We start from the raw sequence: 22,632 nt of genomic DNA on the forward strand, positions 1-22,632 counted from the left end.
GCTGCTAGTAGTTGTACGCCACCATCTAGCTATGCGCGTCAGTGTATTAGCCCGCACTGCTCGGTGTAACTTTATAAACATAGCCCCGCTCTGGATTTTCACCAATGCGACTTACTAAACCTAACTCAGTTAGCAGTTTTGCTTGACGCTGTACTCGTCGCTTGTCAAATCCAGTTTTATCCATCATGGAATTGACACTTATAGCAAAATCGCTATCTCTAATAATTTTAAATGTCTCAAGTGTTGCTTTGACTTCGCTCATGATGTCACCTATTGGACCGTATCAGGTATTTTGGTGGCAGCCTTAGCAATGGCATCGTTAAGGCCCGCATTAGTTACCGTTTCAGTTGGCATATCAAAGAAGTCAGCAACCGATGAGTAACCACTATTAATGCCGTTACCAATATTTAGCAGGTCCACAACTTGCGCAGGTTGCATTTTTTCAGCTCGGCATTTAATGCGTTTTTCAATCATCGCCTTGGTAACACCTATCGATGCAAAACTCTCTAACAACTGCTTAATTCCGTCTGGCGATGTATCGGCTTGAGCTTGTATTGTTAGCTGACATTGATTTACCGCGGCATCAATAACATCACCTGGTATCACACCTAATATACAGGCCCTTAAACGTCTGGCCCCGTTATTAGCTACAGTCTCGTAAATATCACGCGGGTCCGTAAGTTTGGTAACGCCATTGCGAGTGTGTCTGACATGCGGGACCTGAAAAACCTTGACTTGTTTTGTGTTGGTTTCAATATCCCATGCAAAGGCCTCGACCGTGCTTTCACCGTTACCCTGTGATAACTCTCTGATACCGTATTGAATATTGCCCCATTGTTGGGCCATTGCCTCAGCGAGTCTAATGCTAGGGCCTGATACTTGTTGCCCGCCACGAGGGTATTGATACATGGCAGTTTTGGCTAGTGTGGCCCGTTGGCATGAGTTGATAATTTTATCCATGGCCTCAACTTCGTTACGTGGAAAGCGTTTTGCTATTGCCATAGCTGCTTGGACCTCAGCTATGGACCGTTGGCTTTCGCTCTCAATCATCGCGTTAGCTTGTTGAGGCTTGGTGATTTGGTTGCCGCTAAATGGGCTAGCTACTTGATTATTCATGTTGTTATTCCTTTTTAGGCCCATGCGGGCAGATTGATATCTAAAACATCGGTGGAATAGGCGGGCCACTCATCGGCAGCCATACAATCAGCGATAAGCTGTAGTGCCTCACGCTTTTTATCATCGCCTTTTTGCATCGTTTCAAAGTTTGGTGAATAGGCTATTACTGCATAAGGCGCGTCACGCTCACCAACTAGCCATATATAAGCGGGGGCCTGTTCTGTCTCGTAAAGCTGCATAAACCCATCACAGTACATCGCCGCACTAATGTGATAGCCAAAATTAACAATGGTGCGATTAAATCGCGTGTAGCTTGCGTTATCGGTTGTCTTTAGATCGACAATCAAACCGTTAGGGAAGGCGTCACATGGCGGTAAATGAAAGTCAGGCCTAATGCGACACTTCAAACCAGTTTCAGAGTCAGCGTAAAATATACTGGCCTCAGCTATCATGTCAGGCAGTCGTAGCAGTGTTGATACTGAGTGCTTTTCTAGTTGGGCTGTTATCGCCTTGGCCTCACGGTATAGCTCGGCATCAATAACCAGTTTGTGAGCATTCGCCTTGTCAAATTCCGCAGCATCAACCTTACCTTGCTTGGTCCGTCTATCAAACTTTTTCGATATTGCGTACTCACTATCAAAGCTGTCAGGCTCTAGTAGTAAACTATGGACCACGGTGCCAAGCAACATATTAGGTGTTGGGTCTTTGTGGCCCCTGTCGTCTGCCAAGTGCTTAGCGTAGAAGTGGGCTGGTGTGCGTAGTACGTCTTTTATCTGAGTGCTGCTAAATTCAGGCATAGCATGATACTCATCGTTTGGCAGCCCTAACTCTATTCGTGGTCTCATCGTCTTATTCCTTATAAACCTACATCGGTTGCTGTTAGGGGTTCGCCTTTATGGTCAATCGGCACAGCATAACGCCAAGTAATATCGCCACATTTAAATCTACCGTCGCTCGTGATACCCGTCACAACAATAGCTCTTTGGAGAAACTCGGCAGTCGCATCGTTTTCATCGCTAACCACAGCTAAAACCCAATGCTTCCTGCTTTTTATATATCGACACAAATCACTACCCGTCAGCTCTACCTTGTCGCGCTCGATTAGCGAGTTTTGCCAGTCGGTTGTGTTGTATGTACCAATCAGTGAGTGCTGAACACAGCTGTTGCGGTGCGTCCAAACCCATAACCCGCCCATTACAACCGGCTCACGCTCAAACTTTAAAGCCGCACCTTCACTTGTCACAACAGCCCATCTTATTTGCTCAGGATCGCCATCAAACACTGACTGGTCGAGCTGCTTTAGTTTTGGTTCAGGCTCGAAGAATTTGCCGTGAAATGGATTGTCAGGCTCTAGCGCAATCAATCTTTTCTTGCTGTCATGAGCTGACGCAATCAAGATATTAATCTGCGTCTGCATAACTATTAACTTTGACTCTAGGTCGGCAATACGCGAATTTTTGGTAACCTTACTCATAACTCACCATCCTTAATTCTTCTCAATGTCTCATTCGCAGCCTTAACCGTCTGATACTGCTCAGACGCTCTATACTCGTCTGTATAGCCTTGCTCAGTCGTCGGCTGCCATTCGTTGCTCACTAACTTTTCACCGTCAATCTCGACCACTTGGAACTCTTTGTCGTCGATGATAACCGTGTCGGCAAGTGCCTGATGCGTAACGAACGCACCAAACATTGCCCAAAATGATAGGAAGATGATTTGTTTCATCGGGCGACCTCGCTCAAGTTGTTGATGCCAAAACCATCATCTAGCGACTCAATAGCGTCTTCTAAGCAGTCGTACACTTCGTAATCCCAATTTTCTAACTCATCGTTAATTAGTAGCTTTTCTGCCTTTGGTCTATTCAATTTTTCGGTCTTAGCCCACTTATCTTTTTTATCGCGTTCTACGATGTAGCTACCTTCTAATTCCTCGTAGTCCTCGCCATAACCTTTTAGTATCCGAGCAATCCAAAACACTTTAGTATCGCAGCATAAAAAAATGCGCTCATAGCTGTTTGCTTGATATTCAGGATTAACCTTGAAAGCCAGCTCCGTAACTTCGGTATATTTCGCAAATTCAAATATCATCACGCCACCTCGCTTTCATCAACAACTCGCACAACTTCAAACTTCACTTGACGCTTTAAGCGATGAATAACACAGCCTTGCGCTTGAATACGTGTAACGGCATAGTGGTGTTCTTCCATGTAAACACCGTTGTCGTAGTAACCTACTTCCCAAAGTTTCATAGCTATCCCCTTATCCGAATAAAAAGTCTGAGTTTGAAAAACCTAGTGAAGCGGCTGTGTCGTACTCACAAGGCTCGCTATCATCAATAGGGTGGTCATATAGAAACTGGTTGATAACCGCCTTAAATGGCTGTTCATGCTCAAATTGCAGCGTGTAAGCGTAGTCTTCACTGATACCGTTTATCTCTTGGAAGCAATCGCCCACGCTTAGCAGGTTGATGTTTTGTCTGTCGTCAGTCTCAAAGTAAATCTCAACTGATACGTCGTTCGGCATTGCGATATAAACCGTACCGCTTGTGCCTGAGTCGCTGATTTCATGGTCAGCGTCATTGTCTAATCTGATTAAACCTGTCATAATCCCTTCACTCCTTGTGAGTAAAGCCCTGTCTGGTGTCCGCCAATCGCAGGGCTTTTTTGTGTTTGTTATTTGTCTGACTCAAAAGCAATCAGTGCGTTGTAAAGCCTTTTCGGTATTCGCACTTTTTCCTCTTTTCTTTCGCCTCTATCTTCTTGCTCATAAATCCATTCGTAATGGTCGGTGCGTTTCGTTACGCCACGATTTGTTTTGAAATTCACTGATGTTGTTTGCATCTGAAAGTGCCGAACCTTGACGGTCAAGTCACCCATGCACAAACTGTCAATTACTGTCTCTAAACTCATACCCTTATCCTCTTAGTTAGTACGCAATAGCCGTCGATTAAAACGGCTATGACTTACTAGCTAAACACCCAGCAAAGCCTCTATACTTGCAAGAGCTATCTTTTCAGCTTCTAAATTCATACCTTTAACTTCTGCCTCTTGAATAACCGCGCTTAGTGCTGCGCTTGCCAAAAACAGGTATTCTTCACGCACTTCGATAAAACCTTCTGCTACTTCACTCATATCTCTATCCTCGGTTGTGGTCATAGACCATTGGTTAATTCAGCACATACGACTGTTGCCAATCGCATGTAATTAATTAACTCGTCAAATTTTTAAATAGCTAATCGCTGCATCGTCTGCGTTGTTCGTTGCGATGATTAATTATAAGTAAACTTTTAAAAGAAGTCAAAAGAATACTTATAAATATAAGCAAAATAAATGTAAGTTTGTGTAAACTTGTATTTTTTATAGGTGAATTATAAGTAGGCACAAAAAAACCACTCGTGACGAGTGGCTGATTTGCGTATTGGGGTGGGGTGGTTGCTTAGAGCATACCTGATTTCCAAACTACGCGACCTTGAATGTCGATACTACTAAACTTTTCATTCTCGATAACGAAGTCAGGATAGTTACTCTTGTTAGGATTGTCTGAGCGCATAATCCATCCGTTGGGCGTATATATTAGGCGCTTGATGAATAGCTTGCCGTCGATACAGATTAAATAAATCTTGGTGCTCTTTGGTTCGATGTCCACAGTGTTCACAATCAATGTCTGACCGTCCTCAATGGTCGGTTGCATACTGTCACCGCTTGCCTCTATTACCGCTAGCAAATGAGCCTCTGGTAGGTTCTGCGCTCTTAGCCAAGCTACTGGCATAGGCATACCATCAACTATAGTAACTTCATTAACATCAATACCTTCACCGCATGAACCGCGCACATCATAGCGAGGAATCATGACGTATTCTTTTGGATCAGCAACTTCTCCGTTTTGACCACCAATAATCACGATGTCGCTATTATCAGCCACTTGTCTTGATATGTTTTCTTTGCCGTCAGTTAAATAGCTAACATCAACCTTAAAAGCCTTAGCTATAGGTATGACCAGTCCGCTAGATTTTGGCACGTCGCGTTCAATCTCAGATATAGCTGCCTGAGATACACCAACCTTTACGCCTAAATCAGCTTGTGACCAACGGCGTTTTTTGCGTTCTTCTTTAACACGCTCGCCTAATGTTTTCATGAAAATACCCATATGTTTATAAGTCCTGTAGTAAATATAACAAACAAATTACAAGTAAACTGGTAATATGTCAACAAGTAAAGTTATAAAAGGGTTGTTTTTTACAAGTATTCTTATATAATGAGTGAAAAGGAGGAAACAACGATGCAAACCAAATGGCAAGAAATTATTGCTGAGCTTAAAAAAGCAGGTTGGACTCAGACTGCCATTGGCAAAGAGTGCAACGTATCTCAGTCAGCAATCAATCAGTTAAAACTTGGACAAACCAAAGAACCAGCTCATAGCGTAGGCGAAAAAATGATTGAGCTATTAAACGCAACAACAGAGGAGGGTTAAAAGATGGAATTAATACTTAGTGATTTATTCAACAGCGACTTAAAGATGAGCAGTCGTGAAATTGCAGAACTAACAGGCAAAGAACACAAGAACGTTAAACGTGATTGCGCCCTTATGTTGAATGAGCTTGAAGTAGATACGCTCAGATTTGAGCGCATCTATTTAGATGGTATGAACCGCCAACAAACTGAGTATGTTTTAGATGAAGAACTAACTCTTACTTTGGTCACTGGTTACAGCGTCAAGTTGAGAAACGCGGTCATAAAAAGATGGAAGCAGCTAGAAAACCAAACGGTATCGCTGCAAGACGAAATCAACAAAATCTGCGCTAAAGAAAACTTTGATAAAGCACTTGGATCAATTCACGGCAAAGGCTTGGCAGAACGCAAGAAAACCAAAAAGGCGAATAGTAATGTGTTTCAAAGCCTTTTAAGTCAAGCGCAACTAAAACTGGGGCTTCGATATGACTAAAACAGAAACAGTAACTTTCGCAGACGGTAGCAGCTACCAAGTGCCAGTTAAGGAGATTAAGCGATGACTGACGAATACACCTTGCAATCAGACGATGAGCAATTTGAACACGCTATCAGTCATGCGCAAATGATGTGGCGATTATCTTACAAACACGAATGTGAACGGAGACACGCAAAGATGAGATTCAATGAAGCAATAGCCAACGAAGCACTAGAAGCGCAAGCAGAGCAAGAACGCTTAGACGCTAGGCAGTTAGCAGCAGCAGAGGCTAACGAAGCAGAACGCCAACGTAAGCGCGATATTAACGCTCAATTTTGGCACAACATCAAAAGTGTCGTCTTAGTCATCACATTGGCAGCAATCGCGGTTTATACATTAATTCATTTTGCGTAGGAGTAAGTCATGTCATTAGCAGAACAGTATTTTCCACCGTTAAGCCGTTACAACCGTACTCATGAGGGTATGCCAGTCAATGAAGTAGAAGCATGGCTTGACCAGTTCCCACAGAAACGCGCTGAGAATAAACCGAATGGCGGCCTCATTCGCAGTGTTGCAGATACTAGCAGATTGGATCTGCGAGAAATGAGCCCTAAAGAGCGCAAGGTGGCAATAGCCAAAGCTCAGCGCGAGCATAGACAGGCACTTAAAAACCTAGCCAACCAAGAAAAGCAAGACGCTAAAGAAATCGCTAAGCAGTTAGCGGCATGGCGAAAAGGTAGCAAAGCAAAAAGAAGAAACAGCGAGTTTCAAAACGAGAAAACCCAAGAATTTTTGGACGAGTTAAAAAGAAGCGGTTTTTACGAAGTTGCAAACTTTGGTATGTCAAAGCCGTATCTGCAAAAGATAGTTAGAGATATTAGGGCGGCTGGTTATCAAGTTGATCCAGTACGCAAAAGTGGTGTGATTATCAAATACAAACTAATCAAGTAATAAAAAACGCTCGTCAGCGCGAACTGAGAGCGTTACCAACAAACAAACTACTAAATCGGAGTATAGCAGCATGAAAAGCAAAATAAAAGTAGGCGATGTATTTAATACCAACGAAGGTTATGAGGTCGAGGTGGTCAAATACAACACCGCTAAAGATATAACTGTGAGGTTTTTAGATCTTTACAGGTACGAGCGTACCACTAACCAGTCTAACTTACGCAACGGTCGAATAAAAAACCCTTACCATCCAAGTGTTTACGGCATAGGTTTTATAGGTGAAGGGCCTTTCAAAACACAAAAAAATGGAAAGAGACTGGGGTCTTACTCTACTTGGCAGGCAATGCTTAATAGATGTTACAGCGAAAAGAGTTTGAAGTTTCGACCATCTTACCATGATTGTGAGGTCGATAAAAATTGGTGGAATTATCAAAATTTTTGTCAATGGTATTACAGCAATAATTTTAGCGGTATTGGTTACGACCTTGACAAGGATGTATTGGTAAGCGGAAACAAGATGTACTCGGAAAGCACTTGCGCCTTTGTGCCAAGAGAGATTAATTCGCTATTACTGAAGTGCGGAAAATCATATGGGGTTTCTGGAATAAAAGGAGCTTGCAAGAATATCGACAAATACTCCGCACACCTAAGTAATGGTACAGAAAGCATTTTTCTTGGCAGGTTTGAAACCGCACAAGAAGCCCACCAAGCGTATGTATTCGCAAAAGAAGCCTATGTAAAAGAAGTCGCTAACAAATGGCGTGGTCTCATAGATGAGCGCGTTTACGATGCACTCATGAATTGGAGGGCTGCGTAATGAACACGCTAAAGAAAGGGGTTTATCCGATGGAAAGGTTTACAGCCAAGCCGAAATGGTGGAAAGGGCTAAAACATAAAAAACGTTTATCAAATAGCGAGTACATGGTTCTGGACACGATATATGACAAAACTATCGACTGGGGCAAGTTGACCGACAGAATCGCCATATCTCAGTTTGTTGATGAACTAGGAATGAGTAACAGAGGTGTAATTGATTCTATCCGAGGACTAAAGAAAAAGGGTCTTATTTTCGTACTAGGGCAGGATAGAAAAACAAATACGATCACTATCAAAATGGATAAATGCGAGGTGTTAGCACTATCCGAACTTGTGAGAAATTCTCATAAGTTAAAAACAGCAACTTGTGAGAATTTTTCACAAACTTGTGAGAAAAACTCATATCAACTTGTGAGAAATTCTCACACACACGATACCCGAGACCATTACCCGATACCTTTTATATATATACGTGGTTATCAAGTCTTAAATGATTATGGAGTTTGTAAGAAAACAGAATCTGAGTTAGCTAAAAAACAGATTGATGAATCAGCAATGTTGTTAATTGAATTTTGGAATAACAATCACGGTAAGAGCAAATCAGCAGATGTTAAACCCAGTGTTTGGTTGGACAAGGCAAAAGCAAGGTTAAAGAACTTCACAGTCGATGAGATTAAGACAGCGATGCTCAGTGTGATTCAAAGCACATGGCATCAGCAAAACGGTCAAGTGCTAATCAAGAACGCGATCAGCAGTGACCAACGATGTGATGAAGCAGTATCTCGATACCACCAACCAGTCAAAACAAATTATCAGGGGAATAACAATGCAATCAATCAATCAGCTAACAGCCAACCTAACCACTTTGACCAACTCAGAGCAGAGGCAGCAGCTAAGTACGGAAACCCACAGCCAAGCGAACCAAGAACGGTCAATTAACCTTGTCATTGACTTGTTTGAAGATTGGTTACGAATGTATGGCAGCAAGCTAAAAGAGCGCCAAACGCTAGATTTGAGAACAGCAGAACTTTGGACACTTGCGATCAGAAACTCAGGTATCACTCTAGCAGGGTTTAAGACTGCAGCAGAGTTATCGCTAAACCTGAAATGGCCACCAACTGCAGCACAGGATTTTATCGAACTGGTCAAAGGCGATGTATCAAGCAATTACCCAGACATGAGAAAAGCATATATGTCTGCAGCACAAGGCAACTACAAGCACGAAGTCACGCTTGAGACAGCAAAACGAGTTGGTACGTGGGAACTCAAAACACAGCCTGAATCGATTAGCTACAAATCATGGCAAAAGCATTACGTTGATGTCTGCAAAGAACACAGCGAAGGCGCAGATTTTAAAGTGCCTGAGTCGCACCAAGTCGCTTATAGCCACACGCCAGTACAAGCAGGCAGTGAAACGGATAAGCAGATTACAGCCAAATTAGCAGAATTACGGAGGATGGCGGTATGAAGAAATTGACGCAGAAGGAAGCAGAACACGCACCCGAATGGGCTAAGAGTATGGCTGTTGATGAAAACGGCATTGGGTTTTATCACAGCATTGAGAAAGCGAAACTTAAAAACGATGGCGGTCAATGGTGGCCCAACAACCACTTTGATTTCAGCGAGTATATTTGCGGCGTTATGACAGGCGAAAAGAAAACAGGCAGTTATTTAGATGCAATCAATTTTGACGCCACAGATTGGCAAAACAGCGCAATAGACAGGGAGTTTGGCGAATGAGAACAGAGGATTTAAAAGTGGATTTGGTTAATTCGTACGCAGTTGTAAGGGCCTAAACATGAAAAACATAATCAACAAAAAGACGGTGCAGGGTACGGAGTGGATTAAGAGCGACACGGTACGCATCACCTACACGGACGGCAGCAAAGAAACGATGAGCCGCAAGAGTTTTAACCAGATTATTAAGGATTGATATGACTGAACTATCAGAGGCGCAAATACAAAACAAGGTAATTCGAGAAGCTAAAAAAATACCGTACAAGGGCAGAGAGCTAGCGGATTACATCGTACACGTAGCAAATGGCGGTAAACGTAGCAAGCGAGTAGCAGCAGGATTGAAGCACAACGGCGTGAAGCGTGGTTATCCTGATTTGGTCATCGACATAGCTAGAGGCGGCTTTCATGGGCTTAGAATCGAGATTAAGAAGCCAGACGACGGCACAGTGTCACCGCATCAAGTCGAACGATTGCAAATGTTAACAGATGAGGGTTATCGAGCAGTCGTGACAGAGGGTTATCAGGAAACGATGGACGAGATACTTAACTACTTGAGCTTATGGCCTTAAAACCGCAAGCATTGCAAAAATAACAAGGGTACACGCGCTTTAAATACCTGATTGATGCAAAGGTAGCTAAAAGGATTTAAGGCGCACATACGAGAGATTTGATGATGGTTAAAAAAGACAAGATTTGGGTCAACAAAGAAACAAGGCAGTCGGTCTTAGTGCTATGGGTGAGTGACGAGCTAGTGACGTACCAAGCAGCAGATAGTCAGACACCAGTGCCAATGCGTAAGACTAAGTTTTTGCAATATTTCGAGGAGTTGTTATGAGCAAGGTTAAGCTAAGACGAACCATTGCAGTCGGTCAAGAGTGGGTACACAAGGGCGAGAATTTAGTTTGTGAGGTTGTGGCTATTTGGATTAATTGCGGAGGCTTGGCAGTGATTGAGTCGATGGCAGCAGATGATAATGCTGAGACTTGCGTTGATAGCGTAGAGAGCTTTCTTGATAAATATAGATTTAAGGGGTAGGTGATGGCTAGTTTATGGGATTGTGAGAAGTGCGGGTATAATCACTACGAGAAAGCGTCAGAGTGCAAGCATTGCGGTACAGAAAGTAATTTACCCGAAATGATAAATCAGCCAAAGCATTACAACGATGAAAGTGGTGTACCGTGTTGCGATGTGACTGACTTTATGATGTTTAACGGTGGTAATTGTTTTAAGTATTTATACCGTTGTGGCAGCAAGTTTGATGATATTGAGGACTTAAAGAAGGCAGCTTGGTATGCAGTACGCGCTAAACAAAAGGGCGAATTTTACAGTGATGGTGATTGGGCTTATTTAATCAGAGAGGTTGCGCGTTACAGAGATGATGCTATCCACACGGCGATGATAGCTTTGCGCTGGTGCAGATGGAGTGATGTTGTAGTGGCTATTAAAGCTGAAATCGCAAGGCTAGAAAGTGAGGCAGCCGATGACTAAATCAACCAAGGTCAGCCGAATAGTGCGTAACGATGATGAGAGGTTAAAACATATGTCTTATCTAGCGACGCGCTCATTACCCTACACAGCTACGGAAGAAGATGGCGAAAAGGTGAAACGTAGCACACCACAGAACAGCCTATTACATCATTATCTAACAGAGGTACATCAGCAAAAGCCACAGCACTCATACGAGGAATACAGAGGGCTTTGTAAGTTGTTTTTTGGTGTACCCATACTTTGTGAAGATGATCCAGAGTATGCACAGGTTATGCAAGATGAGTTTTACGCCAAGCTGTCTTATGAAATGCAGGTTAAGTACATGATGAAGCCGATAGACGTAGCAGTAACTAGGGAAATGAACAAAGGGCAGATGCAGCGATACTTAGACGCTATCTATCATCACTTTACAGTTAATCGCGGATTACGCTTAACACAGCCAATGGACGGTATCTATCATGAGTAAGCTACGCAAATCAGCAAGAGGCCAGAGCTGTACGTTACGGCTAACAGGATGCAACTACAATCCTGAGACGGTGGTACTCGCTCATATCAGAAACAACCAGTTTTGCGGTGTCGGCTTGAAGCCGCCCGATTATATGAGCTGCTTTGCGTGTAGTAGCTGTCACGACACCATAGATGGCAGGGTAAAGAGTGATAGCACATACCAAGATATTTTAAGAGCGCATTTTGAGACGATGCAAATTTGGGTTGATAACGGACTGGTGGAGATTAAGTAGATGAGCGACTTATCAATAACAGAATTACTTTTTGCCTATGGTGCATGGGTAAACGATGACCAGACAAGCCTTAATTGCAAGTCACCGTCACTTATGCTTATCAAGTCAGCGCCTAAGCTGTGCAAGGATAGCTTAAAGCCGTCTAGTCGTCGCACAGTGGCTTTCATTAGTGATGATGATGCACTAGCCATCGATAAGGCAATGAACAAGCTCCTACGCCATTCTGTTCACTTGCATAATATCGTGACTTACTTCTTTATCTATAATTGGAGTGAGCGCAAGATTGCAAGGGATTACTGGTCAGACTTTGAATATCCAGACAGCGAGAAACAAGCAGGTGTCTATCATGTAAAGCCACTACTCAATCTAGGCATAGGGTTCGTAAGTGGTGTATTAGCAAGAGATATAGCGTAGATAGGGCTTGCATTGTTAAACAGTGTAGTATAGTATTGATATACGCTGAACAGAATAGTGTAAAGCGGGTTAACAATACAGCCGTAACGCCTATCAAAGAAGCGCAAATCTACGGTTATTCTATATCAGTAATTCCACTTTAGGGTTTGAGGTTATTGAATTAACGTCTGTAATAGTTCCTATTTGGTTTGATACCTAATGTTCGTAAGGCGTGCTATATCGGCATGTTAAGCGTCCATTGAACAGATTAAGCACGGGTTGCTGTATAAACTAACCAGTGATTTATGCGATATACCGGAGACGACTCTCTCGCTTTGCTTGGGTCTCAAGAACGTTCGACTCGTTGATATCGCAAACCTATTCAAGCCCTACATTAATTTGTGGGGCTTTTTTTATGCCTATAATTTAGCAGGGATGCTATGTGTGACTTATCAAACGCTGAGATATACAACCGATGGAAGTTTGCAAAGAAGCAGACAGCCAAAGACTATTGGTATGACTTCATGGTTAAACGTGCTCAGTGTGGTCGTAAAGGCGCACAAGACACGGTTGATGCTATGGATGCGGTAGGCAATAAATAACGAGGTAAGTGATGAGTGATAATGATGATGTGCGTCAGATTGATGAGCGCAAAGAAGGTGATAGCGATAACCCACCAAAAACAGAAGAAGAAATTTGGTGCGACTATCGAGAGATTATGTATAACGCATGGGCTGAGCAACAAAAGAATAAATAACCCATTTTGCCCACATTGATTTGATGGGCATTTTTTTATATTAGCAAGACTTACTTTGGAGGTAAGCATGACAGATGAAGTGCTTATCAACGAAGGTGGACGGCCTACGAAGTACAAAGACGAGTATGACGATCAGGCTTATAAGCTGTGTTTGTTAGGCTCAACGGATAAAGAACTTGCTAATTTCTTTGAGGTGGCAGAGTCAACTATTAATCTTTGGAAACTTGAGCATGAGAGGTTTTCGGAGTCCATAAAAAGAGGAAAATCTCTAGCTGATGCTAATGTCGCAGAAAGGCTTTATAAGCGGGCAATGGGTTATGAGCATAAAGAGGATAAGATATTTAATAACAACGGTGAAGCTTTGGTGGTTGGTACTACCAAGCATTACGCACCTGATACAACAGCAGCTATCTTTTGGCTAAAGAACAGACAGCCTGAGTTATGGCGTGATAAGCCTGAGCCTATCGATGATAGCGAAGTTGCACCAGTCAAAGTGGTTATTCAGGTTGAGGATGCAAGGGATTATGAGCGCACTAGAGATTAGTCCACGTCTTAACGTGTCACAGGCTAAATTCTTACAGATGCCGCACAAATTCAGAGCTTTTGTAGCTGGATTCGGTTCGGGTAAGACTTGGGTTGGCTGCTCATCGTTATGCACTCACGTATGGAACTCGCCAAAAGTACCATCTAGCTACTTTGCGCCTACCTACCCACAAATTAGGGATATCTTTTTTCCTACGATTGAGGAATGTGCGTTTGATTACGGCTTACGTGTTGAGGTGATGGAGTCCAACAAAGAAGTCCATTACTACAGAGGTCGTCAGTATCGAGGCACTACCATTTGCCGATCAATGGAAAAGCCGTCCGCTATTGTTGGTTTTAAGACAGGCAAGTCATTAGTTGATGAGCTTGACCTGCTAAGCACTGATAAGGCGCGTCAGGCATGGAACAAGATTATTGCTAGACACAGGGCAAAAGGTAACGATGCTGATTTTGATGATGATGCTGTAACGCAAGCGAGTCAGATTGAAATTGTCAGGAATACAAACGGCATTGATGTTACGACTACGCCAGAGGGTTTTAAATTCACCTATGAGCAGTTTGTTAAAAACATTAACAAGACACAAAAGCGGTCAGAGTTTTACGGACTGATTCAGGCGTCTACTTTTGATAATGAGTTAAATCTACCACCTGATTACATCGATTCCCTTTTAGAGTCGTATGACCCAAACTTGATTAACGCATACCTTAACGGCCAGTTTGTCAACTTAGCGAGCGGTGCGGTTTATCCTGAGTTTGACCGCAAGCTAAACCACACTGACGAACTGATACTACCTAATGAGCCATTGCACATAGGTATGGATTTCAACGTGCTTAAAATGGCGGCAGCGGTAAACGTTATCCGTAACGGTGAGCCTAGAGCATTAGCTGAGCTAACAGGCATTAGAGACACACCTGCGATGGTCGATGTGATTAAAGAGAAGTACCCTGACCATAAGATTATGATTTACCCTGATGCCAGTGGTCAAAACACGTCATCAAAAAGCAGTACAGAATCAGATCACAGTATTTTGCGTCAAGCTGGCTTTAGTGTTTATGTTGACGGCTCAAACCCTCGCATCAAAGATAGGGTAAATGCGGTTAATGCAATGATACTGAATAGCAAAGGTGAGCGCCGCTTCAAGGTGAATACCAATACATGCCCTGAGCTTACAGAGGGTTTAGAGCAGCAGATATATGATAAGCAAGGTATGCCTGACAAAGCTGCTGGGGTTGACCATTTAAACGATGCGTTTGGCTACATGATTAGTCAAAAATACCCGATAACCAAACCAGTCACTAGCAGTAAACTAACTATGAGCTTCTAACATGCCAATCAATTCAACACACCCACAGTACGATGAGCTTAGCCCTAGATGGCAGCGCATGACAGACGTGTGCAATGGTGAGGACGTTATCAAGCGTGGCGGTGAGCGTTACTTGCCCATGCCTAACAAAGATATTCGCACACCAGAAGCATTGGCACGTTATGACAACTACAAAGACCGAGCTGTATTCGTTGAGGTTACAAAAGACACGTTAGACAAATATACAGGTCAGGCTTTCAAAGATGATCCAGTATTAAACGTGGACAAGCAGCTCGATTACATGAAGCGTGATGCCAATGGTGCAGGGCTGTCACTCTATCAGGTAGCTCAGAAGTGCTTTGAAGCTCAATTAGAACGTGGTCGATTTGGTCTATTTGTCGATTATCCTGCAACCAATGATGAAGTGAGCCAGGCTGACGTTGAGCGCAATGCCTTACGTCCAACGATTAACTTCTACGCACCTGAGAGCATCATTAACTGGCGTACAACGGTTATCGGTGGTCAAACAGTCACTAACATGGTTGTGCTGCATGAAACGGTCTATGAGACTGACCCAGATGATATATTCAGCAGTGAGCAGGTCGAGCAATGGCGTTATCTTGGCTTAGATGAGACAGGCTATTTTGTTGAAGTAAGACGCAAGGCTGCTACTGGACAGCAGGGCGACAATGACGGCTTTGTTATCCATCAGCCGCGCGTCTATCCAACCAAAAGCGGCAATGTTAAGTTTGACCGCATACCGTTTGTTATTGGTGGCTCAGATAGTAACGATTGGTGTGAGCAGAACATACCGCTTGAGTCATTAGCTAAGATGAACCTTGCACACTATAGAAACAGTGCAGACTATGAGCAATCAGCATTTATCTGTGGTCAGGTTCAGCCGTGGATGTCAGGCGTATCAGCACAGCGAATGGAGGCGTTAGAAAAGCAGAATATCCGTATCGGTGCAGGCTCAATGATTATGCTCGAGGAAAACGGCAAGTTTGGATTTGCACAGGCTGAGCCTAACGGTCTGGCAGGTGAGGCGATGGATAAGAAGTACGCCATCATGCAAGCGTTAGGGGCGAAGTTAGCAGAGCCAAACACTAGCAGCGCAATCACTGCCACTCAGTCGAACCATGAGGCAGGTGTGCAGAACTCAACCGCCTCTATGGCCGTGAGCTGCTTAAATGAGGCTATCCATGACGCTATCCTACTGTGCTATGAGTATCTAGGTATCACTTACACAGCTAAAGACGGTGAGTATCTATTCAAAGCCAAGCAAGACTTTGTTAGTGCAACAGCAGACAATAACATCATGACAGCTATTGGCAGTTGGACATCATCAGGGCTTGCGCCTAAATCTGTGGCTTACAACTATATGCGTAAATACAACCTGATTGACCCTGAGCTTAAAGATGATGAGATTGATGATTTGATTGATAGCGAATTGCCTAGTGCGGTAGCAACGGCTTTTGATAACAAATAATAAGGATTGATTATGGCTAAGTATCGTAAAAAACCAGTAGTAATTGAAGCTATGTTGCATGAGGTCAATCCAAATGAACCAATGGCAGTCTATCAATGGGTTGAGGAAAATACATTAGGTTCTTTTGAGCCTATGGCTTGTATCAATGGCAGTAAGCCATACCCTGAAAGCGGAATATCTATTGACCCTCGTGATGGTCGTTTGCTTATCGCTACGCCAGAAGGCGGCATTCATGCCAGTCTTGGCGACTACATCATTAAAGGCGTTAATGGCGAATTTTACCCATGCAAGCCTGATATTTTCGCAAAGACGTATGACTTGGTGGGCGACTAGTTAGGCGGTCAAAATGAACGAGCAATATCTCAATCAAACAATCAGACGCATTGTCTATCTTGAGAGCTTAAAACAGTCTGAGATTAATAATCTATCAGCGCACATCAAAGAGATTGACGACCTTGTGAAGTCACTCATGCTTGATGAGGAAATGACCGACTTAACACTGGCAGAATTTAACAAGGTGCTAACATCGGTCAAGACAGGCGTTGCAACCTCACTTAGTAGCTACACAGTTGCCGTAGGTGCGTCATTAACTGCTATTGCTATAGATACATACCAGTTTGAGACTAAGAGCCTTAATAACGCATTTGAGGACGTTAAGCTATCAACCAAGATTGACGATGCAAAGAAAGCCAAGATAGTAAGGACGGTCAAAAACACGCCTTTATCTGTCACTGGCAGCGAGGGCAAGACGGTCACTGACCTATTCAATGAGCTTGCTAACAACGAATCGAATAAGTATATCAATCATATCAAGCTCGCACGTTATGAGGGCAAGACTAATCAGCAAATCGTGCAGATGATACGAGGCACACGCAAGAACGGTTACAAAGATGGCTTGATGGAAGTCACAGCACGTCAGGCTAAAACGATTGTACGAACAACTGTGCAACATGCAGCAATGCAAGGTAAGGCTGAGTTTGCCAAGGATAATGCAGATATTATCAAGGGTGAGCAGTGGCTTTCGACGATTGATGGCAAAACTTCCAGTGCTTGTAGGTCCCTAGATTTACAGATATTCGAGCTGGGTAAAGGACCAAGGCCGCCATTGCATCATAACTGTCGGTCAACTGTTTTGATTGTCCTAAAAGATGAATACGCAGGTCGTGGCAATATCAATAAGCGAGCTAGCAAAGACGGTCCAGTCGCTAACGAGTCTTACTATTCATGGCTAAACAAGCAGCCTAAAGAGTTTCAAGATGACGTACTAGGCGAAACTAGAGGGCAGTTATTACGCTCAGGTGGTCTAAGTGCTGACAAGTTCGCAGCATTACAGCTAGATAAAAACTTTAAGCCGTTGACGCTCGATGAAATGCGCGCGCGTGAACCAATGGCATTTAAAAAGGCGGGGTTATGATGTTGAATTGGGATGTAAATAGTAATGGCGTTTTTAGGTCGGAGTATGATTACGAGCATAACTTTTGCTATGTAGTTAATCACACATTAGGCGCTGACAAACCTTGGTTCGCAAGAAAAATGCAACAGGGTGTGCAATCAATTGACTGTAATACATTTGACACAAAAGAAGATGCTATAAGTTGGTGCAATGATGATTATTCTGGATTAACAACAGCGTAATATCAAGCAAGAAATATAATCAATCAAACACCATAACAACCTCACTAGAAATAGTGGGTTTTTTTGTACCTAAAATCCGCAATCTGTGATTGCAAACGTAACGACTCAGAGAGTCAAACAATGAGAGGCAGAGCCTAATGACACTAGCATTAACACTAGATGCTGAAAAGCACAGCGCACTTGATGGCGCATTACAGCCATTCTACGTCAAACAAGACGATGGCAACTATCGACTGGATGCAGATATTCCAGACAGTAGCGGATTGAAAGCTAAAGCTGACGAGCTACTAGGTGAGACTAAGCGTGAACGAGAGCTACGCAAGGCTGCTGAGGAACGAGCTAACGCACTAGAAGCAGCGCAAAAAGAAGCAGCGAACGAAAGTGCTAGAGCAAGAGGCGATGTTGAGAGTTTAGAGAAGTCATATCTTGAGCAGATCCAAAAGCTCAACGAGGACAGCACAGGCAAAGTCTCAACACTGCAAAAACAGATTTACGATTTAACAGTAGGGCAAGCAGCGAACAATCTAGCCAATGAGCTATCGATTAAAGGTTCGGCTATTGCACTGCTACCACATATTCAGAACCGATTGTCATTAGAACAAGCCGAAGATGGTCAGCAAAAGATACGAGTGCTAGACATGAACGGCAACAAAACAGGCATGACGTTAGATGATTTAAAACAAGAATTTCGCAGTAATGAGGCGTTTAAGCCTCTTATTGCAGCGAATGGCGCATCAGGTAGCGGGGCTAACGGTGCAAACGGCGGAGCTGGTACAAATCAGGTCAAACCTGAGCAAATGAACGCGCATGAGCGCAAACAACTTAAAGACAGCGACCCAGCAGCGTTCGCTCGTTTATTCCCTTCTTAGGAGATTTAGAAAATGGCAGGATTAGCAGCATTATTCGACAAAGACGTTGTACGCTCATACCGAGCGCAGATTCGTCAGATGGACGTAAGCCCGATGTTCAACAGTCAGGCATTCGTTACTGACCCTGATTTGACTGACGCACTAGCAGCCAAGTCAATGAGCTTTGCTTTTGGTTATCTTGAGCCATTAGACACCAATGTTGAGCCTAATTACTCAAACACAGTGTTTAATGACCTAGCAGAGCCTCGTAGCGGTTCTTACGGTGAGCAGATGGGTCGTAAGGCTATGATTAACGAATCATTCGGTGTGGCGAAGTTAGAACGCCAATTGACCGATGGTGATCCGTTGCTACAGTTTGCACAGTTTGAGTCTGACTGGACACTAGCCAACTTAGAGCATCGCGCTCAAGCAAGCCTGGTAGGTATTCAAGCTGACGATAACGCGAACCACGGTGGCAGCTTAACCACTGACGTATCAACCAAGACAGGTGATGCAGCACTATTCACCACCGATACGTTCTTACAGGCCACGCAAGGTATGCCGCAAGATATCGAACGTCGCGGTGTGATTATCATGCACAACGATAAGTATTATGACATCAAGCGTAACAAGCTCATCGTTCAAGAGTTTGCAAGCGATGGCGTAACACCTATCGAGACTTACAACGGTCTAGCGATTATCCGCAGTAACCGTATGACCAAGTTTGGCGCGAAGTACCGCACAATGATTATTGGTGCAGGTGCATTTGGTTACGCTTATGGCGATGGCCCAGACAACTTAGCGACTGATGGTAGCGAGTCACGCGGTAACGGTGGTGGTTTCAACACTATCCACTTGCGTAAAAACGTGATTATCCATCCGCAGGGTTACTCGTTTACCGCAGGTGCAGCAGACCTGACAGGCGGTACACCTAATGAAGCGTTATTCGCTAACTGGGATGATTTGCAAAAAGCTGACCATTGGTCACGTATCGCAGACCGAGACGAAGTCGCTATCGGCTTCCTAATCACTAAATAACGGAGAGTTAACATGGCAACACCAATTGCAACAATCGAGCCTGATTACCATCATCTGTATGCCGAAGACCGCGCATACGCTAAAGATGGTGGTACAGCAACAGCACCAACCATGACCGAGGACACAGGCGCAGAGAATGGCGTTGAGAGCTTGGGTAAGACTAAGCCTATCGTAGCACCTACGCCTTAATATTTAGACCTATAGTTATTAAGCATTGCTAAGGCAGTGCTTAATGCCGATACGTTTAAAATAAGAGGTTGGTATGATTTCGAAAACACTTTATATGGGTGAGCACGAGTCTAGTTTGGACGTTGTTGTCCGTGGAAGTGGCATTTATATCACTGATGCCGACGATGATGAGACCATCTGCATACCTCATGATAGGTTGCAGTCCGTCAAGGATTCTATCGATTCAATGGTGGCTGAACACAACCAATTGCTAAGAAATAAAAAATAAGGCCAAACAATGAACTACGTTACCAACGATACCGTTACCGATGTACTAGGCGCAGATTGGGGTGCTGCTGGTAACGAGCAACAAGCTGTACTCATGGCTAATGCTTGGCTAAATGAGCAGCGATTGCCAACCTATGCCGACGATGTGCCTAATGAGATACTAGCGGCAGGTGCTTATATTGCAAAAGAAGTGATTGCAGGCAATATGTATCAAGGCCGTAAAGATGGCTTAATCACATCAAAGAGCGTGAAAGCCGGTAGCGTATCATCAAGCAAGACCTATGCGTCAGGCGTAGATGGTCAGGCAATGAGCGCAGGTGAAAGCATGGCACTGGTATTAATTAAGCCATTCAAGATATGCACACCGATTGTCGTGCCGCTAGGGAGGTTCTGATGGGCTTACGTGATGATATTCAGACCGACCTAGCCGAAGCGTTTGATGATGACCTTAGTGACGCTGTGACAGCTTTTACAGGTACAAGGTATGGCGTAGAGGTTTTCTTTGATATTTATTACTATTTCGATAGCGCAAAGTTTTTTGACAAAAGCGCTTATTTGCTGAAAAATTACTCGTATCGCGGCGAAGATGACTGGATGTTGCCACCAGGCGAACCATTAGCAAGCACATTGACCTACACAGGGCGTGGTGTATTCACTGATTACTCAAAATACGAGCTTGATAGCGACATTATCGATGTGACAGACGTTAAATTGATTTGCTTGGCTAATGAGATCACAAACGAGCCAATAGCAGACGATAAGATAAACGGCTATAGCGTGGTGATGGTCAATAAAGACCCTGCTAATGCGACATACGAGATTCAATTAAGGCAGGTGTAATATGTCAGGTTGGGATAGAGCGCCATTTCTGTTTGCTGACGACATCATGACAGATGCTCATAAGTTGCAGCGCGGTATGGCTATAACGGTGCTGAATAACTTGCAGTTGTTGTCACCCGTACTTTCTGGCCGCTACAGGGCAAACCATACAGTCTCATTCGGTTCGCCTGATTATCGATACACAGATAACAAAGACGGCATGAGCTTAGCGTTTAGCGCGATTGACAGCCTAACGCCTAACGAGTTACCAGTGGTTTATATCCAGAACAACTTGCCATACGCTCAAGCGTTGGAAGATGGTTGGTCTAAACAGGCTAAAAATATATACGCGCTTTCATACGAGGGTATGGTCGCAGCCTACACTTAACGAGGTGCTCACATGAAATGGTTGTTGATTGCAATGGTTGCCATAGCTGACAAGATTTACGATAGATACTTTGATGAGGCAGACGATGAATAGTGCTGTAATACATGACCTTATAATTAGCCATTTCAAAGCATGGGCTAACTTTAGACCTGACAGAAACGCTACCGATAACGTCAATTTTAAGCCACCAGAGGGTACTTGGTATCGCTTAACGGTGCAACATGGCGTAAACCTAATGGTCGGTATGGCAAGCGAACCTTGCACCCGTGAGTTGGGCGCTGTTGTCGTGCAAATATTCTACCCAAACAACAGAGCCACAGACTCAGCGAAAAGACTAGCCGATCAGATAGGTTCACACTTTCAATATTACCGTACTGGCAAACTTGAGTTTCTAACGGCATCAATTATCAATGTGCCAGAGCGTGAGAACGGCTATCAGCTTAATGTACGAATACCCTTTAGATACAACTAACACTTAACGAAAACCCTATGCCCTCCATTGTGAGGGCTTTTTTTTGGAGAAAGACATGTCCTCAGGCGCTAAAGTAAAAACCTCTTATGCCCCACAAACTGCTGTCGGCACAACGCCAACGACAGGGTGGAAAACATTACCTAACATCACCAATGGCCTTAATAACGCCACAACGCTCACTGACAGCGAAATGCTGAACGGTACAAGGGTTAAGAGTTCAGGTCAAGTCACCAGTGGCGAAATATCAGGCGATATTGAAGCTGAATTGATGTATGGCCCTTATGATGACCTTATGGCTGCAGCCTTTTGGAACGACTGGACGGTTAAGTCGTCAGGCTCGCCAAGCAAGTTGGTTATCGGCGATGTTCGCAAGATGTTTGCGTTTACCAAAGACTTTGAAGACATTAAAGCGCATTACTTGTTCAAAGGCGTCCATGTTAATAGCCTAAAGATTGACGTTGGCACAGATGCTATCGTTAAAGTCACGTTTGGCTTGATGGGGCTAGGTTATGAAGCGTCTAAGACGGTATCGTTTGCAAAGACTCCGGCGGCGGCGGTTAGTACCGCTAAAGCCAGTGGCATGAGTATTGGTGATATTAAGCATGACGGTACAGCTATCGGTGTTTGTGTCGAAGCGTTTAGCTTTGAGATGGACAACCAAGCTGAGATTCAAAAGTGTTTAGGTAATAACTTATATGGCGGTAACTTATTCGCCATGATTGC

At 43.7% G+C, this 22,632-nt stretch carries 43 protein-coding genes; 33 read left to right on the plus strand and 10 right to left on the minus strand.

Annotated elements, in window-relative coordinates:
• Positions 1-46 precede the first annotated feature (46 nt).
• The 10 genes from FQV37_RS13805 to FQV37_RS13850 form a co-directional block, all read right to left on the minus strand.
• Positions 47-262: a hypothetical protein gene (locus tag FQV37_RS13805; protein ID WP_160023738.1), complete on the minus strand. Its 216-nt coding sequence runs from the start codon at positions 260-262 to the stop codon at positions 47-49.
• A gap of 8 nt (positions 263-270) precedes the next feature.
• Positions 271-1,116 (minus strand): hypothetical protein, encoded by an 846-nt coding sequence (locus tag FQV37_RS13810; protein ID WP_160023741.1) that lies wholly within the window; start codon positions 1,114-1,116, stop codon positions 271-273.
• Between the two features lie 14 nt (positions 1,117-1,130).
• The gene (locus FQV37_RS13815; RefSeq protein ID WP_160023743.1) at positions 1,131-1,961 is read right to left on the minus strand and encodes a PD-(D/E)XK nuclease-like domain-containing protein; all 831 of its coding nucleotides are present in this window, start codon (positions 1,959-1,961) and stop codon (positions 1,131-1,133) included.
• 11 nt (positions 1,962-1,972) lie between these two features.
• A complete protein-coding gene (locus FQV37_RS13820) occupies positions 1,973-2,590 on the minus strand; it encodes a hypothetical protein (protein ID WP_160023745.1) in 618 nt (205 codons plus the stop codon).
• A complete protein-coding gene (locus FQV37_RS13825) occupies positions 2,587-2,841 on the minus strand; it encodes a hypothetical protein (protein ID WP_160023747.1) in 255 nt (84 codons plus the stop codon). The genes FQV37_RS13820 and FQV37_RS13825 overlap by 4 nt, the downstream gene beginning before the upstream one ends.
• A complete protein-coding gene (locus tag FQV37_RS13830) occupies positions 2,838-3,203 on the minus strand; it encodes a hypothetical protein (RefSeq protein WP_160023749.1) in 366 nt (121 codons plus the stop codon). Before FQV37_RS13830 ends, FQV37_RS13825 begins: the two co-directional genes overlap by 4 nt.
• A gap of 171 nt (positions 3,204-3,374) precedes the next feature.
• A complete protein-coding gene (locus tag FQV37_RS13835; RefSeq protein WP_160023751.1) occupies positions 3,375-3,719 on the minus strand; it encodes a hypothetical protein in 345 nt (114 codons plus the stop codon).
• A 68-nt stretch (positions 3,720-3,787) separates the two neighbouring features.
• Positions 3,788-4,024 carry a hypothetical protein gene (locus FQV37_RS13840; protein ID WP_160023753.1) on the minus strand — a complete coding sequence of 79 codons (237 nt, stop codon included), beginning with the start codon at positions 4,022-4,024 and terminating at the stop codon, positions 3,788-3,790.
• Between the two features lie 60 nt (positions 4,025-4,084).
• Positions 4,085-4,246 carry a hypothetical protein gene (locus FQV37_RS13845; protein ID WP_160023755.1) on the minus strand — a complete coding sequence of 54 codons (162 nt, stop codon included), beginning with the start codon at positions 4,244-4,246 and terminating at the stop codon, positions 4,085-4,087.
• A 304-nt stretch (positions 4,247-4,550) separates the two neighbouring features.
• A complete protein-coding gene (locus FQV37_RS13850; protein ID WP_160023757.1) occupies positions 4,551-5,249 on the minus strand; it encodes an XRE family transcriptional regulator in 699 nt (232 codons plus the stop codon).
• Between the two features lie 144 nt (positions 5,250-5,393).
• On the opposite strand from FQV37_RS13850, the gene FQV37_RS13855 reads away from it, so the two are divergent.
• The 33 genes from FQV37_RS13855 to FQV37_RS14005 form a co-directional block, all read left to right on the plus strand.
• Entirely contained in the window at positions 5,394-5,585 is a 192-nt protein-coding gene (locus FQV37_RS13855; protein ID WP_160023759.1) for a helix-turn-helix domain-containing protein, read from the plus strand.
• A gap of 3 nt (positions 5,586-5,588) precedes the next feature.
• Positions 5,589-6,056, plus strand: coding sequence for a Rha family transcriptional regulator (locus tag FQV37_RS13860; protein WP_240991039.1), 468 nt, complete (start codon positions 5,589-5,591; stop codon positions 6,054-6,056).
• Positions 6,057-6,119: 63 nt separating this feature from the next.
• Complete coding sequence (locus FQV37_RS13865) at positions 6,120-6,452, plus strand: hypothetical protein (RefSeq protein WP_160023761.1); 333 nt, start codon at positions 6,120-6,122, stop codon at positions 6,450-6,452.
• 9 nt (positions 6,453-6,461) lie between these two features.
• On the plus strand, positions 6,462-6,989 hold the full coding sequence (locus FQV37_RS13870; RefSeq protein WP_160023763.1) for a hypothetical protein: 528 nt from the start codon (positions 6,462-6,464) through the stop codon (positions 6,987-6,989).
• Between the two features lie 70 nt (positions 6,990-7,059).
• Positions 7,060-7,803: a hypothetical protein gene (locus tag FQV37_RS13875; protein WP_160023765.1), complete on the plus strand. Its 744-nt coding sequence runs from the start codon at positions 7,060-7,062 to the stop codon at positions 7,801-7,803.
• Positions 7,803-8,741: a hypothetical protein gene (locus tag FQV37_RS13880; RefSeq protein ID WP_160023767.1), complete on the plus strand. Its 939-nt coding sequence runs from the start codon at positions 7,803-7,805 to the stop codon at positions 8,739-8,741. The genes FQV37_RS13875 and FQV37_RS13880 overlap by 1 nt, the downstream gene beginning before the upstream one ends.
• Before the next feature lie 34 nt (positions 8,742-8,775).
• Positions 8,776-9,270: a hypothetical protein gene (locus FQV37_RS13885; protein ID WP_160023769.1), complete on the plus strand. Its 495-nt coding sequence runs from the start codon at positions 8,776-8,778 to the stop codon at positions 9,268-9,270.
• Entirely contained in the window at positions 9,267-9,542 is a 276-nt protein-coding gene (locus tag FQV37_RS13890) for a hypothetical protein (protein WP_160023771.1), read from the plus strand. The genes FQV37_RS13885 and FQV37_RS13890 overlap by 4 nt, the downstream gene beginning before the upstream one ends.
• Positions 9,543-9,600: 58 nt before the next feature.
• Positions 9,601-9,735, plus strand: coding sequence for a hypothetical protein (locus tag FQV37_RS14325; RefSeq protein WP_277342695.1), 135 nt, complete (start codon positions 9,601-9,603; stop codon positions 9,733-9,735).
• A gap of 1 nt (position 9,736) precedes the next feature.
• Positions 9,737-10,108, plus strand: a complete 372-nt coding sequence (locus FQV37_RS13895) for a VRR-NUC domain-containing protein (RefSeq protein WP_160023773.1) — start codon at positions 9,737-9,739, stop codon at positions 10,106-10,108.
• A 101-nt stretch (positions 10,109-10,209) separates the two neighbouring features.
• Positions 10,210-10,374 (plus strand): hypothetical protein, encoded by a 165-nt coding sequence (locus FQV37_RS13900; RefSeq protein WP_160023775.1) that lies wholly within the window; start codon positions 10,210-10,212, stop codon positions 10,372-10,374.
• Complete coding sequence (locus FQV37_RS13905) at positions 10,371-10,574, plus strand: hypothetical protein (RefSeq protein WP_160023777.1); 204 nt, start codon at positions 10,371-10,373, stop codon at positions 10,572-10,574. The genes FQV37_RS13900 and FQV37_RS13905 overlap by 4 nt, the downstream gene beginning before the upstream one ends.
• 3 nt (positions 10,575-10,577) lie before the next feature.
• Positions 10,578-11,027 (plus strand): DUF3310 domain-containing protein, encoded by a 450-nt coding sequence (locus tag FQV37_RS13910; protein ID WP_160023779.1) that lies wholly within the window; start codon positions 10,578-10,580, stop codon positions 11,025-11,027.
• Positions 11,020-11,493 carry a hypothetical protein gene (locus tag FQV37_RS13915; protein ID WP_160023781.1) on the plus strand — a complete coding sequence of 158 codons (474 nt, stop codon included), beginning with the start codon at positions 11,020-11,022 and terminating at the stop codon, positions 11,491-11,493. The genes FQV37_RS13910 and FQV37_RS13915 overlap by 8 nt, the downstream gene beginning before the upstream one ends.
• Positions 11,486-11,767, plus strand: a complete 282-nt coding sequence (locus tag FQV37_RS13920; protein WP_160023783.1) for a nuclease domain-containing protein — start codon at positions 11,486-11,488, stop codon at positions 11,765-11,767. Before FQV37_RS13915 ends, FQV37_RS13920 begins: the two co-directional genes overlap by 8 nt.
• Positions 11,768-12,181: an antiterminator Q family protein gene (locus FQV37_RS13925; protein WP_160023785.1), complete on the plus strand. Its 414-nt coding sequence runs from the start codon at positions 11,768-11,770 to the stop codon at positions 12,179-12,181.
• 419 nt (positions 12,182-12,600) lie between these two features.
• Positions 12,601-12,762, plus strand: a complete 162-nt coding sequence (locus FQV37_RS14130; protein ID WP_167514325.1) for a hypothetical protein — start codon at positions 12,601-12,603, stop codon at positions 12,760-12,762.
• A gap of 11 nt (positions 12,763-12,773) precedes the next feature.
• A complete protein-coding gene (locus FQV37_RS13930) occupies positions 12,774-12,917 on the plus strand; it encodes a hypothetical protein (protein WP_160023787.1) in 144 nt (47 codons plus the stop codon).
• A gap of 67 nt (positions 12,918-12,984) precedes the next feature.
• Complete coding sequence (locus FQV37_RS13935) at positions 12,985-13,461, plus strand: hypothetical protein (RefSeq protein WP_160023789.1); 477 nt, start codon at positions 12,985-12,987, stop codon at positions 13,459-13,461.
• Complete coding sequence (locus FQV37_RS13940; protein WP_160023790.1) at positions 13,442-14,785, plus strand: terminase large subunit domain-containing protein; 1,344 nt, start codon at positions 13,442-13,444, stop codon at positions 14,783-14,785. Before FQV37_RS13935 ends, FQV37_RS13940 begins: the two co-directional genes overlap by 20 nt.
• Before the next feature lies 1 nt (position 14,786).
• The gene (locus FQV37_RS13945; RefSeq protein WP_160023791.1) at positions 14,787-16,253 is read left to right on the plus strand and encodes a DUF4055 domain-containing protein; all 1,467 of its coding nucleotides are present in this window, start codon (positions 14,787-14,789) and stop codon (positions 16,251-16,253) included.
• Positions 16,254-16,265: 12 nt separating this feature from the next.
• Positions 16,266-16,586: a hypothetical protein gene (locus FQV37_RS13950; RefSeq protein ID WP_160023792.1), complete on the plus strand. Its 321-nt coding sequence runs from the start codon at positions 16,266-16,268 to the stop codon at positions 16,584-16,586.
• A 13-nt stretch (positions 16,587-16,599) separates the two neighbouring features.
• On the plus strand, positions 16,600-17,667 hold the full coding sequence (locus tag FQV37_RS13955; protein WP_160023793.1) for a phage minor head protein: 1,068 nt from the start codon (positions 16,600-16,602) through the stop codon (positions 17,665-17,667).
• Entirely contained in the window at positions 17,664-17,888 is a 225-nt protein-coding gene (locus FQV37_RS13960) for a hypothetical protein (RefSeq protein WP_160023794.1), read from the plus strand. Before FQV37_RS13955 ends, FQV37_RS13960 begins: the two co-directional genes overlap by 4 nt.
• Positions 17,889-18,025: 137 nt before the next feature.
• Positions 18,026-18,757: a hypothetical protein gene (locus tag FQV37_RS13965; RefSeq protein WP_160023795.1), complete on the plus strand. Its 732-nt coding sequence runs from the start codon at positions 18,026-18,028 to the stop codon at positions 18,755-18,757.
• A 12-nt stretch (positions 18,758-18,769) separates the two neighbouring features.
• Positions 18,770-19,774 carry a hypothetical protein gene (locus tag FQV37_RS13970; protein WP_160023796.1) on the plus strand — a complete coding sequence of 335 codons (1,005 nt, stop codon included), beginning with the start codon at positions 18,770-18,772 and terminating at the stop codon, positions 19,772-19,774.
• Between the two features lie 12 nt (positions 19,775-19,786).
• Positions 19,787-19,963 (plus strand): hypothetical protein, encoded by a 177-nt coding sequence (locus tag FQV37_RS13975; RefSeq protein ID WP_160023797.1) that lies wholly within the window; start codon positions 19,787-19,789, stop codon positions 19,961-19,963.
• A 73-nt stretch (positions 19,964-20,036) separates the two neighbouring features.
• A complete protein-coding gene (locus tag FQV37_RS13980) occupies positions 20,037-20,231 on the plus strand; it encodes a hypothetical protein (RefSeq protein ID WP_160023798.1) in 195 nt (64 codons plus the stop codon).
• 9 nt (positions 20,232-20,240) lie between these two features.
• Complete coding sequence (locus FQV37_RS13985; protein WP_160023799.1) at positions 20,241-20,624, plus strand: hypothetical protein; 384 nt, start codon at positions 20,241-20,243, stop codon at positions 20,622-20,624.
• Positions 20,624-21,070, plus strand: coding sequence for a glutamate 5-kinase (locus FQV37_RS13990; protein WP_160023800.1), 447 nt, complete (start codon positions 20,624-20,626; stop codon positions 21,068-21,070). The genes FQV37_RS13985 and FQV37_RS13990 overlap by 1 nt, the downstream gene beginning before the upstream one ends.
• 1 nt (position 21,071) lies before the next feature.
• A complete protein-coding gene (locus FQV37_RS13995; protein ID WP_160023801.1) occupies positions 21,072-21,437 on the plus strand; it encodes an HK97 gp10 family phage protein in 366 nt (121 codons plus the stop codon).
• 85 nt (positions 21,438-21,522) lie between these two features.
• The gene (locus FQV37_RS14000) at positions 21,523-21,909 is read left to right on the plus strand and encodes a phage tail terminator-like protein (RefSeq protein ID WP_160023802.1); all 387 of its coding nucleotides are present in this window, start codon (positions 21,523-21,525) and stop codon (positions 21,907-21,909) included.
• 55 nt (positions 21,910-21,964) lie between these two features.
• Positions 21,965-22,632: phage tail tube protein (locus tag FQV37_RS14005; protein WP_160023803.1), on the plus strand; the 668-nt coding region annotated here is incomplete at its 3' end.

Origin of the sequence: Psychrobacter nivimaris (genome assembly GCF_009812035.1) — a bacterium.
Lineage (GTDB): Bacteria > Pseudomonadota > Gammaproteobacteria > Pseudomonadales > Moraxellaceae > Psychrobacter > Psychrobacter nivimaris.